Origin of the sequence: Streptomyces sp. NPDC059092 (assembly GCF_042756365.1) — a bacterium.
Lineage (GTDB): Bacteria > Actinomycetota > Actinomycetes > Streptomycetales > Streptomycetaceae > Streptomyces.
Genome location: NZ_JBHZEJ010000030.1, coordinates 26123 through 39450 on the forward strand (window position 1 = coordinate 26123; position 13328 = coordinate 39450).

Annotated in this window: 10 protein-coding genes; 3 read left to right on the forward strand and 7 right to left on the reverse strand. The window is 71.2% G+C overall.

The genetic code is table 11. From position 1 onward, the window contains the following. Nucleotides 1-38: 38 nt before the first annotated feature. The gene (locus ACFXPL_RS19085; RefSeq protein WP_384920367.1) at nucleotides 39-905 is read right to left on the reverse strand and encodes an alpha/beta fold hydrolase; all 867 of its coding nucleotides are present in this window, start codon (nucleotides 903-905) and stop codon (nucleotides 39-41) included. Between the two features lie 532 nt (nucleotides 906-1437). On the opposite strand from ACFXPL_RS19085, the gene ACFXPL_RS19090 reads away from it, so the two are divergent. Then, complete coding sequence (locus ACFXPL_RS19090; RefSeq protein WP_384920370.1) at nucleotides 1438-2553, forward strand: S1 family peptidase; 1116 nt, start codon at nucleotides 1438-1440, stop codon at nucleotides 2551-2553. Between the two features lie 76 nt (nucleotides 2554-2629). Here ACFXPL_RS19090 and ACFXPL_RS19095 read toward each other — a convergent pair whose 3' ends face one another. Next, nucleotides 2630-3745 (reverse strand): ABC transporter permease, encoded by a 1116-nt coding sequence (locus ACFXPL_RS19095; protein ID WP_384920373.1) that lies wholly within the window; start codon nucleotides 3743-3745, stop codon nucleotides 2630-2632. Nucleotides 3746-4092: 347 nt separating this feature from the next. On the opposite strand from ACFXPL_RS19095, the gene ACFXPL_RS19100 reads away from it, so the two are divergent. Beyond that, nucleotides 4093-4968 carry an esterase/lipase family protein gene (locus ACFXPL_RS19100; protein ID WP_384920375.1) on the forward strand — a complete coding sequence of 292 codons (876 nt, stop codon included), beginning with the start codon at nucleotides 4093-4095 and terminating at the stop codon, nucleotides 4966-4968. A gap of 72 nt (nucleotides 4969-5040) precedes the next feature. Here ACFXPL_RS19100 and ACFXPL_RS19105 read toward each other — a convergent pair whose 3' ends face one another. Further along, nucleotides 5041-6114 carry a lytic polysaccharide monooxygenase gene (locus tag ACFXPL_RS19105; protein WP_384920378.1) on the reverse strand — a complete coding sequence of 358 codons (1074 nt, stop codon included), beginning with the start codon at nucleotides 6112-6114 and terminating at the stop codon, nucleotides 5041-5043. 383 nt (nucleotides 6115-6497) lie between these two features. On the opposite strand from ACFXPL_RS19105, the gene ACFXPL_RS19110 reads away from it, so the two are divergent. After that, on the forward strand, nucleotides 6498-7328 hold the full coding sequence (locus ACFXPL_RS19110; protein WP_384920382.1) for a putative protein N(5)-glutamine methyltransferase: 831 nt from the start codon (nucleotides 6498-6500) through the stop codon (nucleotides 7326-7328). A gap of 83 nt (nucleotides 7329-7411) precedes the next feature. Here the strand turns inward: ACFXPL_RS19110 and ACFXPL_RS19115 are convergent, their stop codons facing one another. The 4 genes from ACFXPL_RS19115 to ACFXPL_RS19130 all read right to left on the reverse strand — a co-directional run bounded on the left by ACFXPL_RS19115 (nucleotide 7412) and on the right by ACFXPL_RS19130 (nucleotide 13181). Next, nucleotides 7412-8752, reverse strand: coding sequence for a polysaccharide lyase family 1 protein (locus ACFXPL_RS19115; protein ID WP_384920385.1), 1341 nt, complete (start codon nucleotides 8750-8752; stop codon nucleotides 7412-7414). A 61-nt stretch (nucleotides 8753-8813) separates the two neighbouring features. Then, nucleotides 8814-9659 carry a rhamnogalacturonan acetylesterase gene (locus tag ACFXPL_RS19120; RefSeq protein WP_384920388.1) on the reverse strand — a complete coding sequence of 282 codons (846 nt, stop codon included), beginning with the start codon at nucleotides 9657-9659 and terminating at the stop codon, nucleotides 8814-8816. Between the two features lie 124 nt (nucleotides 9660-9783). Then, nucleotides 9784-11115: an ABC transporter substrate-binding protein gene (locus ACFXPL_RS19125; RefSeq protein ID WP_384920515.1), complete on the reverse strand. Its 1332-nt coding sequence runs from the start codon at nucleotides 11113-11115 to the stop codon at nucleotides 9784-9786. Between the two features lie 53 nt (nucleotides 11116-11168). Further along, nucleotides 11169-13181 (reverse strand): pectinesterase family protein, encoded by a 2013-nt coding sequence (locus tag ACFXPL_RS19130; RefSeq protein WP_384920391.1) that lies wholly within the window; start codon nucleotides 13179-13181, stop codon nucleotides 11169-11171. Nucleotides 13182-13328 lie beyond the last annotated feature (147 nt).

The window sequence follows — 13328 nt, forward strand, 5'->3', positions numbered from 1 at the left end:
GGTGCCGGGCCCGCGCCCGGCACCGTACCGGCGGCTCCTCAGTCGGCCAGGAGCCAGGTGAGGCTTCTGGGCAGGGCGTGCAGGGAGGCGAAGTGCGCCGCGGCCGGCTCCAGGACGACCGTCGCGCCCGGGATGCGCTCCCCGAGCCAGCGGGCGTGGCCGACCGGCGAGAAGACGTCCTTCTCGCCGTGCCACAGCAGCACCGGCGTGCGGATGTCGGCGGGGTCGAACCCCCACGGGCTGGCGAAGGCCACCGCGTCGTCGATCCAGCCGTACGCCGAATCGCTCAGCCCCTCCTGGTAGTTGCGCAGCAGCATCCTTCTGAGCCCGGCGTCCGAGACGACCATGCGGTCCGAGTCGGTCAGCTCCCTGCGCAGATCGTCCAGCAGCTGTACCGGGTTCGCACGGATGGCGTCCGCGCGCGGGATGAGCCGGGCCGCCACGCCCGCCGGGTCCTTGGCCGCGGTGGTGTACGCCGCGACGTTGGAGGCGGCCATGCCCTCGAACCAGTCGAGGCCGTCCGCGTCCCACGGCGCGAGCGGCACCAGCGCGGCCGTACGGGTCACCCGGTCCGGCAGCAGCGCCGCGCACGCCAGGGCGTGCGGGGCCCCGCCGGAGCGGCCCGCGACGGCGAACCGGTCGAGGCCGAGGGCGTCGGCGATCGTCGCCACGTCCTGGGCCACATCGGCCACACTGCGCCCTTCGAGCCGGTCGGAACCGCCGTAACCCGGCCGGTCGTAGGCGATGAGCTGCATGCCCCGCTGGTACAGCACCATGCCACGCGGCGCGGGGCCGAGCCTGCTGCCCGGCGTGCCGTGCAACAGGAAGACCGGTCTGCCGCGCGGGTCCCCCAGACGCTCCACCATCAGATGCCGCCCGTCCGCCGCGCGCACCCGACGTCGCAACCCCCTGCCCCTCTCTTCCGGCGTGCTCCGATGTACATGCCCCATGCAGGCACCGTGACCCTGCATTCCCCGCCGTTGTGGTGCTTACCCCTCGGCGGGCCATGACCGGCTCGAATCCTCCGTAGGAGAGCCCGGTTCAGGACGATTGTCCCGGGTCGGAGCTGATTGCGTAAGGGCGGCCTGAGCGAACGCGCCGGTGGTACCGGCGCGTTCGGCGCACGGGTGGCGCGGGAGCCGTTTCGGTGGGACGGGAGCTGTTTCCAGACAGGTCCAGACCTTATCCATGGGTGATATGGGGGTTGCGTCAGGTGTTCGCGAAACGGAACGGGGAGGCCGGGGCATATGTCATGCCCCTGCCATAGAGCGTCCATGCCCACGCGCGCGCGCGACGCCGTTGACCGCGCATTCGGCCATGGCCGAATGCGCCGGAGTGCGATGTGTCGGTCATGTGAGCGTCCTGAAGTCGACCTTGTGTGCGACTGGTGGCTCTAGGAATAGTGGGCGGCTCGTCCTCCGTGCCAGGACACCCCACATGTACCGGCACGGTCCCCACAGGAGGTTGACGTTGAACCATCGGCGCATGTCCAGGAAGCGCACCACGATCGCGGGCGGCGCGGCGATCGCCGTGATCGCCGCGGGATTCACCTTGCAGAATGCGAACGCCAGCGAGGGCACTCCGGAGTTCACCGTGAAGACCCTCACGGCGACGGCGGCCGGAAACCTCGGCTCGACCCTCGGCAAGGACCTCGGTGACGCCGCGGCCGGCTCGTACTACGACGCCGCCACCAAGGCGCTCGTCGTGAACGTCGTCGACGAGCGGGCTGCCGACAGCGTCCGTCAGGCGGGCGGCAAGGCGAGACTGGTCCAGAACACCCTCGCCGACCTGAAGAGCGCCCGGCAGACCCTCACCGCCGACGCGTCCGTCCCGGGCACGTCGTGGTCGGTCGACCCGGTGGCCAACAAGGTGGTCGTCACGGCCGACCGTACGGTCAAGGGCGCGTCCTGGGAGAAGCTCGGCGGCGTTGTGGAGAAGCTCGGCGCCAAGGCCGAACTGAAGCGGACGGCGGGGGAGTTCAAGCCCCTCGTCGCGGGCGGCGACGCCATCACGGGCGGCGGCTCGCGCTGCTCGCTCGGCTTCAACGTGGTCAAGGACGGCGAGCCGTACTTCGTGACCGCCGGGCACTGCACGGAGTCCATCCAGAGCTGGTCCGACACCGGTGGCGCGCAGATCGGGACGACGGAGGAATCCACCTTCCCGGGCAGCGACTTCGGCCTGGTCAAGTACACCGCCGACGTGGACCACCCGAGCGAGGTGAACCTGTACGACGGCAGCAGCCAGCAGATCACCGGCGCGGGCGACGCGACGGTCGGCCAGGAGGTCGTCCGCAGCGGCTCCACGACCCAGGTGCACGACGGTGAGGTCACCGGGCTCGACGCCACCGTGAACTACGGCAACGGCGACATAGTCAACGGCCTCATAGAGACCACCGTCTGCGCCGAGCCGGGCGACAGCGGCGGCTCGCTCTTCGCCGGGGAGACCGCGCTCGGCCTCACCTCGGGCGGCAGCGGCGACTGCTCCTCGGGCGGCCAGACGTTCTTCCAGCCGGTGACGGCGGCGCTCGCCGAGTACGGCGCCGAGATCGGCTGACCGTACGGCACCGCACAGCACGGCCTGTCGGAGGGCCCGGCGCACCGGAGGGTGCGCCGGGCCCTCCCGCTTTCGGTCAGGCGGAGGCTGACGGCCCGGCGGGGCTCGCGCCCTCGGTGCCGGTGCCGGTGCCGGTCCTTGGGGCGGTGCCTGGTCCGGAGCCAGGGCGGGCGCCGGTGCCCGGTCGTCCTTCCGGGCGGTCCTTCGTACGGAACGCCGACCTGACCAGTGTGACCGCCGTACCGGCCACGGCCCAGGCGGAGAGCACCAGCAGCGGCGCCGTGACCGCGTTGCCCCGGAAGTACGCGATCGACCGCGCGACCCAGGTGGCGGCGCCCGGCGGCAGCGCGGGGCTGATCGCCCGCCAGAAGTCCGGCAGCATCGGCGCCGGGTAGGCGCCGCCCGAGCTCGGATTCCCGGCGATCACCACGATCAGGACGGCCAGCCCGATCCCGACCACACCGCAGAGCGCCTGGAGGGCCAGGGTGAGCGCGCCGACCGCGAAGACGGTGAGCGCGCCGAGCCCCCACAAGGCCGCCACACTGCCGGGCAGCGCCCCCAGCACCGGACCGGTGATCACCGCGCCGAGCAGCCCGCCGACGATCGCGTACACCGCCAGCAGGGCCAGCCGGATCACGGCCCTGCTGAGGTTGGCCGGCCGGGCCCCGTGGCTGATCGCGAGGGCGGCGGCGCAGAGATAGCCGCCGACGCACCAGCCGATCACCAGGTAGAAGGACGAGAGGCTGCCCGCGTCCCGGACGGAGGCCGGCGCGATGTCCGTGAGCCTCAGGGAACGCTGCTGCTGCGACTCCAGGGCCTCGAAGATGTTCACCAGGGCCCGGGTCTCGTTGGTCCCCTGGCCGGTGGCGACCAGCAGGGTGTCGCTGATCGACCTCGGCCGCACGATGAGCGCGGCGTCGATGTCGCGGTGGAGCATCTGCTTCCGCGCGGTCTTCTCGTCGGGGAGTGTGCGCGGGGACAGCGGTGTGCCCGGCAGCCCCTTCAGCGCGGTGGTGAGCTGGGCGGCGCTCTGACCGGGAGCGACGACGGCGACCTTGATCTCCGTGGGCTTCGGGCTGTGCAGCGCGCCCACGTAGGACGTGATGAACAGGAGCTGCAGCGCGAGCACCCCGAGGACGAGCAGGGCGGCCCGTACGGAGACGGCGTTCTTCACCTCGTCGACGAAAGTCATGCCCTCACGCTCCGGGCCCGGCGGGGTGCGCGCAGGCGGGAGGGGGCTGAATGGCCGAGGGCCGGGCCGGCGGCCGGGACGCCGTGCCGAACGGGCGGAAGGCGCGGGCGGCGGTGCGGACGGAAGGCACCGGCGAATGGCGTGGACGGAAGGCGCGGGTGGCGGTGCGGACGCCGCTGCGGACGGCGCCGCGGGCGGCGGTCTGGTGCGCCGTCATCTTTTACTGACGCGTAACTTCCTTCTTCACCTTACTCCTGCGTAACTTGACGGTAGTTCACCCCTCAGTGTGGTCCGGGCCACAGGGCTGACAGTCTCGCCATTCCCTTGAGCCGCAAGGAGATCGCCCGATGCTGCCCTGGAAACGCTTGTTCGGACCGCTGGCCACGCTGCTGCTGGCCGCGACCGTCACGGTCACCCCCGCCGTGGCCGCCACCCCCACCGCCGTACCCGCTGCCGCCGCCGTCAGCAGTGGCTGGAACGACTACGCGTGCAAGCCCTCCGCCGCCCATCCCCGCCCCGTCGTCCTCGTCCACGGCACGTTCGCGAACTCCGTCGACAACTGGCTCGGACTCGCCCCGTACCTGGTGAACCGCGGATACTGCGTCTTCTCGCTCGACTACGGCCAACTCCCCGGCATACCGGTGCTCAACGGCCTGGGCCCCATCGACGCCTCGGCCGCACAGCTCGCCACGTACGTCGACAAGGTGCTCGCGGCCACCGGCGCGCCGAAGGCCGATCTCGTCGGCCACTCCCAGGGCGGCATGATGCCGCGCTACTACCTGAAGTTCCTGGGCGGCGCGGCGAAGGTGAACGCCCTCGTCGGGATCGCGCCCTCCAACCGGGGCACCACCCTGCTCGGGCTGACCAAACTGCTGGAGTACTTCCCGGGCGCGGCCGACCTGCTGACCGAGAAGACCCCCGCGCTCGCCGACCAGATCGTCGGATCGCCCTTCCTCACCAAGCTCAACGCGGGCGGCGACACGGTGCCCGGAGTCCGCTACACCGTCATCTCCACGCGGTACGACGAGATCGTCACGCCGTACCGGTCCCAGTTCCTGACCGGCCCCGACGTACGCAATGTGCTGATCCAGGACCTGTGCGCGGTCGACGTGTCCGAGCACGCGACGCTCGGACTGGTCGACCGGATCGCCTTCCACGAGGTGGTCAACGCACTGGACCCGGCCCGCGCGACCCCGACCACCTGCGCCTCCGTGCTCGGCTGACCTCGTCACCCGTACGTTCGGTACGGGCGGGCGGTCCGGCGGTACGGAGGCGCGGGCGGTACGGGCAGTGGCTCAGCGGCCGTGTCGTCCGGGCGTGGCCGTCCGGCGCCGCACCGTACCGAACGTCACCGCGGCGCCGAGGGCGAGGGCCGCCGCTCCGCCGACCGCGAGGTACGGGGTGGCGGTGCTGCCGCCGGTCTCGGCGAGGTTCTCCTGGCCGCCCGCGGGCTGTTCGGCCGACTGGGCGGACGGGGCGCCGGCGGCCTTCACCTCGGGGGCGTCGTCGGCGTCGTCGGAGTCCGCCTGCCCGGCCCCGTCAGCTGCGGCCTCGGTGGCCGGGGCGGCGGCGTCCTGGGCGGGCGCCTTCTCGGGGGCGGCGGTGTGACCGGCGTCCCCGCCATGGCCGTTGTGGTCGACGGTGGACTTGCCCGTACCCTCCTCGATCGTCGCGTCCGTCGGCGCGGAAGCGGCCGGGGCGGCGGTGGGGGCGGTGCCTGCCGCGCCGCCGTTGTCCTGGCCGAAGACCACGTCGGAGCAGGTGTAGAACGCCTCCGGGCTGTCCGAGCGCTGCCACACGGAGTAGAGGAGGTGGCGGCCCGACCGGTTCGGTACGACACCGTCGAAGACGTAGGCGCCGTCCTCCAGCTTCGGGTCGGTGACCGTCAGGAAGGGCTTCTCCTCCAGGTCCGACCACTTCAGCGGCTGCGTGGGGTCGTAACCGTCCTTGGTGAGGTACAGCTCGAAGGAGCCCTTGTGCGGTGCGGTGGCCTTGTAACGGAAGGTGCGGTTGCCCGCGTTCACCGGGGACGACGGCCAGTCGGCGCGTGCCAGGTCGAGCCCCTTGTACTTGTCGCGGCCCGCGGAACACAGCTTGCCGTCCGGGATGATCTGCTGGTGGTTCCCGGCGGCGTCCGCGATGTTGACCTCGTTCCAGTCGTAGAACGCCTGCGTCCCACTGGCCGCGACAGCCGCCTTGCACGCCTCGGACCGCGGACTCTCGGGCCCCTCGGCGAAACACGCGGCGACCCGGCTCACCGGATCCGTCATCGAACCGTGGGCGGCGGCCGGTGCGGCGGTGAGACCGGCCAGCGCGAGCGGGGCGAGGCCGAGGACGACGATCCCGGTGGCCGTGCGTCGAGCGGTCATGGATGGATCTCCTTCAAAGGGGGACGAGCGTGAGACCGCCGGAGCGGCAGGCGGCCTCCCCGCCCCCGTGCCGCTCCAGCGCTCAGCAAGCTAGCCGCTCGAAACCCCGGAATCGCCGGTGAGAGGGGCACGGAGCCCATCCTTATGCCGCAATTAAGGTGCGGCTAAGAGGGGCCTGAGAAAGAGCCCCCGCGCATCCCCGCGCGGCCCGGGGCCGCCTCGGGTAGGGTGACCGACGCACACAGTGACGTACCCGTCGACCACCGAAGGAGGCGAGACCCATCACCGCTGTACCAGGTCGGGCGCTCCTCTCCCACGGCCGTGCGGTCCATCAGGCATAGGTGACCGCCGGGAGTGCCCATCGGCATCCCGAAAGGCTCCCCGTGTCCACTGCCGCTTCCTCCGCTTCCGCTTCCCCGGCGTCCTCCGCTTCCCCGGCGTCTTCCGTCGTCCCGCCGTCCGACGTCGTCGCCAGGCTCCGGGCCGCCGGCTGTGTCTTCGCCGAGGACGAGGCGCTGCTGCTCGTCTCCGCCGCGCGTACCCCGGACGACCTCGCCGCCCTGGTCGACCGCCGGGCCGGCGGGCTGCCGCTGGAACACGTCCTCGGCTGGGCGGAGTTCCACGGGCTGCGGGTCGCCGTCGACCCCGGGGTGTTCGTGCCCCGCCGCCGTACGGAGTTCCTCGTCGACCGGGCCGCCGCGCTCGCCCCGCCCGGTGCGGTCGTCGTCGACCTGTGCTGCGGATCGGGCGCGCTCGGCGCGGCACTGGCCGCCGTGCTCGACGGGGCCGAGCTGTACGCCGCCGACATCGACCCCGCCGCCGTACGGTGCGCGCGGCGCAATGTGCCCGCAGGGGCCCGGGTGTACGAGGGTGATCTCTACGCGCCGCTGCCCGCCGCGCTGCGCGGCCGGGTCGACGTCCTCCTCGCCAATGTGCCGTACGTCCCCACCGAGGAGGTCGGACTGCTGCCCCCGGAGGCCCGGATACACGAGGCGCGGGTGGCGCTCGACGGCGGCGCGGACGGGCTCGACGTGCTGCGCCGGGTCACGGCTCGGGCGCCCGGCTGGCTGGCCCCCGGCGGCTCCCTGCTGGTCGAGACGAGTGAGCGCCAGGCGGCCGGCGCCGCCCGGACGTTCGCCGGGAGCGGGCTGGTCCCGCGGGTGGCCACCTCGGAGGAGCTGTACGCCACCGTGGTCATCGGGACCCGGCCGTAGGCCCCTCGCACGGCGGCTGTGAACCATCGGCGGCGGATACGGGCCCGCCCAGTATCCGCCGCTCACCTGTGGTGGAGGTCCGCTCAGCGCAGCTTTCCGGCGCCCGCCCCGGAGTCGACCACGCGCGGCACCGCGCGCGGGGAGTCCACGGCGGTGCGCAGGGTGGGCGTCCAGCCCGCGTCGGGGCGCAGGGTCTCCTCGGGGATCCCCGCGTTGTGCACGGCGAGGAGGTCCACCGGCCGCCCGTTGACGTGGTTGTCCGCGGTGGTGACCGGCGCGTCGCTCCACTTCTTCAGGATCTTCGCCGGGTTCACGCCCGCCGCCAGCGTGAACGCGTTCTTCTCCGCGACCAGTTGGGACTCGAAGCCGACACCGAAGGAGTAGCCGTAGTCCGCCGGCTTCTCGGCGACGTAGTGGTTGTTGTACGTGTCCACCTGGCCGAAGCGGACCCGGGGCGCCCGTTCGGTCACATTCCTGAACTGGTTGTGGTGCAGGGTGACCTTGAGCTTGCCCCGGTCGGTGGCCGCCGCTCCGTCGCTGTTGCCGATCAGCATGGTCTTGTCGTGGTCGGTGAAGACGTTCCACGAGACGGTGACCAGATCGGCGCCCCGGACGATGTCCAGCTCCCCGTCGTGCTGCTGGTACAACCGGCCGAAGTAACGGGGCTGTTCGCTGTCCGGGTGGCGGCCGTCCGTGAAGGTGTTGTGGTCCACCCAGACGTGTGTGGTGCCGTACACCACCATGTTGTCGTACTCGGAGTTCCACTCGCCGACATCGCCGTCGGTCGGGTCCCACTGCGGGAAGCAGTCGTAGGTGTCCTCGAAGGTCAGATTGCGGACGATGACGTTGTCGACGTTCCTGACCTGGAGGCTGCCGCCGAGGATCCGGGCGTCCTTGCCGACACCGATCACGGTCGTGTCGGCCGGGACGTACGCCATGATCTGCGCCGACTGCCGCTTGGCGGACGCGGCCCGCAGATCCTCCTGCTCGCCGCTCACCGGGTTCTCGTAACCCCAGACCGCCGGATCGTAGTCGGCGAGGTACTGGTCGAAGGAGTAGCCGGGCGCCGCGTAGTCGGCGCAGGTACGGGCGTTGCCCTGCTCGTCCGAGAGCGCGTCGAGGGTGCCCTTGACCCGGATGATCGACGGGGCGTCGGCGGCCTTCGCCAGCGCCGCTCTGAACTGGGCCCAGGTGGTGACGGTGTAGACGTGCTCGGCGTCGGCGGCCCGGCCGCCGGTGGTGCCGGAGCCGGTGGAGGCCCAGCCGTCACCCGGGGCGAGGGCCGCGCGCTCCGCGGAGCGGCCCGCCGGGCCGCCCGTTCCCGTGCCGGCCTGCGCCGGTGCGGCGAGCGTGGCCAGGGCCAGGGTCGTACCGCACACCGCGGCGGTGGCGGCGAGCCGTGCATGACGTCCAAAGGTGCGCATCACTGCTTCTCCTCGATCGGGGCCATGTCAGTCAGGTTCAGGTCGAGTGGTGGGGCCGGGCTCAGTCGTCGAGCCAGGTGAGCCAGGATTCGGGGACCTCCTCGTGGAGGCGGCGCACCTCGCGGGGCGCCAGCACCCGCTCGTCCCGCAGCGCGCGGGCCACCAGACGGGCCACCGCGACGGCGCCGCGCGGCCGGAAGTGGGTGTTGTCCGACACCCCGTCGGGGTAGTTCGGGGACTCGCCCGGGGCGAGCCAGTTGAAGTGCGGCTTCGTACCCTCCACGCCGAGGCGCTGCCACAGCGCCAGCGTCGCGGCCTGGAGGTCCAGCAGCGGCACCCGCTCGGCTGCCGCCAGCGCACGCACCGCGGCCGGGTAATCCCCGTGCGTGGGAACGGAGTTGCCCGCCGCGTCGAACCTGCGGCGTTCCACGGACGTGAGCAGCACGGCCCGCGCCCCGGCCGCCTCCGCGCCCGTCACGTAACGCCGCAGGCACTCCTGGTAGGTGGACCAGGGCTCGGTGTGGCGCGTGGGGTCGGTGACCTTCTCGTCGTTGTGCCCGAACTGGACGAGGAGCAGATCGCCGGGGCGCAGGGCTTCGAGGATCGGTGTCAGTCGCCCCTCGTCGAGGAAACTCTTGGAACTGCGGCCGTTCACCGCGTGGTTGGCGACCGTGAGGTGCTTGCCGAGGAAGAACGGGAGGGCCGTGCCCCAGCCGCTCTCGGGGGCGGCGCCGAGGTATTTGTCCGCGGCGGTGGAGTCGCCCGCGAGGTGGACGGCCCGGCGGCGGTCGGGGTGGGGAGTACGGGACTCCCCGGCCGCCGACGGCGTGGCGGCGGCGGTCCGGGGGAGGGCGGCCAGCGGGAGGACGGAGAGGGCCGCCGCGGCCTGTCTCCTGGAGATCGGCATGACGGTGTGCCTCGCTTTCCTGGTGCGGAAGAGTCCGTGCGGAAGAGGGGGAGGCGGTCGGCGGCGGGGCCGGTGGGTGAACGCGCCCCACCGCCGGACCGGTTGCCGGCTCGGCGGCCGTGTCTCAGCTCCTGCCCTGCTCCTTCCACTCCGCCTGGGCGTCGTTCAGCTCCTTGGCGATCTTGTCCGCGAACTCCTTCGCGGTCATGTCACCGAGCAGCACCTTCTGGAAGTTCGGCTCGTTGCCGCTCTTGCTGATGGTGTTCCAGTCCGGCAGGTAGTACGGCAGGTTGACGAGCTTGGTCGAGCCGTCGCTGAGCGCCTTCATCGCGGTGGCCGTCGGCACGGCGTCCTTGATCCAGGCGTCGTTGGCGGCGTCGGTGTTCGCCGGGATGGAGCCCGCCGACGAGTTCCACGCGCTGTTCGACTTGTGGGACGCGGCGAACTCGATGAACTTCCAGGCCGCCGCCTTGTTCTTGCTGCCCTTGAACAGCCCAAGGCCGTCAACGGGGTTGGACACCTGGACACGCGTGCCGTCCTCCTGCGCCGGGTAGGGCAGCCCCTTGAACTTCTCGTTGCCGAGCGCCTTCACATGGTCCTGGTACGAGGCCAGGTTGTGGGTCAGCATCCCGATCGAGCCGTTGTCCCACTGCGCGACCATCTTGATGAAGTCGTTGTTGACGTCGGCCGACGGCGTCACCTTCTTGTACAGGGCGACGTACTTCTCCAGCGCGGCCACGTTCTTCGGGTCGTTGACCGTGGTCCTGTCACCGTCCCAGAAGGAAGTGATGCCGGACTGCCCGTACATCGCGTCCATCGCCGGCGCGATGGACCCCGCGCCGCCACGGATGGTGTAGCCGAACCGGTTCTTGTCGGCCTTGGTCAGCTTCTCCGCCGCTTCGTAGAACGTCGCCCAGGTGGTGGGCGGTTGCAGACCGGCGGCCGAGAACAGGTCGGTGCGGTACCAGAGCGTGCCGTTGTTGGTGGAGGTCGGTACGGAGTACATGCCGTCCCGGCCGCCCGCCGCCTTGACGCTGTCCACCATGGCCGGGACGAGCTTGCCCTTGAGCGCGCCGCCGTCGATGCGCTGGTCGACCGGGTCCAGGACATCGCGTACCACCAGGTTGGAGAGGTACGCCGTACCCACCCCGCCGACGTCCGGGAGTCCGCCGCCGTCGATCGCCGTGTCGTACTTCGCCTGGACCTGGTCGATCGGGAGACCGACGTACTTGACCTCGATGTCCGGGTTCTGCGCCTCGAAGTCCTTGATGATCTGCGCCCAGATGTCCCGGCGCTCACCGGTGTTGTTGTCCCAGAGGGTGATCTCACCCTTGCCCGAGCCCTCGTCGCCGCTGCCGCCGCCGTCGTCGCCGCACGCCGTCGCCGTCAGGGCGAGTACGGCGGTCAGGGCCACGGCGGCGGAGGTCCGTCCTCTGCCGCCGGATGCCAGGGGGATTCTCATGTCAGGCTCTTCTCTCTCGTCGTTGAGCGGAGGATGGAGGGTGGAGTTCAGTGCCGCGTCGGCAGCGGGGTCCGGTGCGGCGCCCAGCCGTCCTGCCCCGCGAGATAGTCGGCGACCTGGTGGCGGGCCGCGTCGGCGTCCGGCATCTGCGGACGGTCCGGTGTGACGGCAGCTCCAGGACCGTAGGTGTGGTACTCGGAGAAGCGGGCGTCCTTCCACGGGAAGCCGCTCATGTCCGTCCAGGGCGAGGACTTGATCGCCGCGGGCAGCTCGGTGTCCCTGATCAGCACCTGCGCGATCGCGTCCGGCTCCCCGCCCGGGTGCCAGGGCCGGCCGAGGTGGAAGGACTGCGCGGGGGCGTCGCTGACGATCCGGCTGCCGGTGATGAGGAAGCCGTACGGATTGCCCTTCCACGTCGAAGCGGCCGTCACATAGCCGTTGTTGGTGGCGGAGCCCCGGCTGAGCGCCCGGATCAGGGAACGCTCGATGACGGTGGTGGCCCGTCCGTAGATGAAGTCCACATCGCCCTCGATGTAGCTGTCACGGACGTAGACCCTGCTGATCCGCGTCAGTTGGGGACTGTCCGTCATCAGGGTGTCCTGGTTGCCCTTGAAGGCGGTGTTCTCGAAGACGATCCGGTCGCCGGTCGTCTTCATCGCCAGCGCCTGCTCGCTGTTCAGCTCGTGCGCCGCCTCGTCGAAGTCGTTGACGAAGGTCAGGTTGCGGGCCGTGACGTCGTCGGCGGCGATCAGGACCGTGGCGCTGCCGCTCGAACCGCCGTACTCGTTCGGGGTGTCGTGGACGATCACCGCCTTGGACCGGTCGCTCCCCGTGCCCTGGAAGACCAGCAGGGGCTTGGTCGCCGGCACCCGGACCTGCTCCCGGTAGGTACCGGGGGCGACGGCCACGGTGATCCGGCCGTCGTTGCCCGCGGGGACGGCGTCCACGGCCGACTGTACGGTCCGGTAGTCGGCGGGCACGTTCAGCACGGTGTCCGTACCGATGGACGCCTGCGGTCCCGCGTACTTCTTCACCAGCGACGGCACGGCCGCCGCCGGGTCCAGCCGGTACGGGTAGAAGTCGCGCGGCCGGAAGGCGGCGCCCCACGCGTCCCGGCGGCCCGTCGTGTTCCTGAGGATGGAGCCGCGCTGCACCAACTCGGCGGTGGCATCAGCCTGGTAGGGGTGCTGGACGTCCTCGTAGAAGCTGTTCTCGATCACCATCTTCGTCCGGCCGCGCGCCCAGTTGCCGTAACTCCACACCGGGTCGCCGTCGGCCACCTGCGCGGAGAGGTAGTTGTTGTAGAGGTGGGCGTAGGCGCAGTTGTCGGCGGACGGGTTGCGCTGCTTCGTGCCGCTGAACCAGTTGTGGTCGATGGTGATCTGGGTCTTCGCGTTCTCGGTCCAGCCGATCCCGAACGCCTTGTTGTGGTGGTCGAAGCGGTTGGAGGAGACGGTGATGTACTCGCTGTCCTTGCGGATGTCGAGCAGCCCGTCGCCCATGTGCGTGAACCGGTTGTGGTCGATCCAGACGTGGTGGACGGAGTCCATCTGGATGCCGTCGAAGTCCTGGGTCTTGCCGTCCCAGTCGCCCTCGACGTACGAGTCCCTGATGGTGAGGTTCCGGATGATCACGTTGTGGGTGCCCGGCTTCAGACGCAGCTCGCCGTGGACGATCTCGCCGGCCGTCCCGACCCCGACGATCGTCTTGTCGGAGGCGACGACGACGTCCGAGCCGAAGGGCGCGACCTCGATCGCCCCGGCGACCCGGATGATGTACGGCTCCGCCGCGGCGGCGTAGCGGGCCAGGTCGGCCTGGGTCCGCACGGTGACGACCTGGCCGCCCCGGCCGCCCGTGGTGGAGCCCGCGAGGGAGGCGAAGCCGTGCGGCTCCTCGGAGAGCCGGTCCGAAACCCGGCCGAGGGCGCCGGGGGAGGGGGCTCCGGGGACGGCGGCGGGCGTCGCGACGGCGGGGGCCGTGGCGACCCCCGCGAACAGGGTGAGCAGGGCGGACGCGAAGGCGGCTGCCCCGATGCGAAAGCGCTTACGGCGGTGCGTCATGTGCGGCTCTCTCCTCACGGGCTTGCGTCGGAAGGCGGATCGGGCGGATCAGATGCGTCAGGCGGTTCAGACGGTTCAGGCGGTTCAGACGGTTCAGGCGGATCGGGCTGTTCAGGTGCGTCGGGCGGTTCGGGCGGTTCGGGCGGT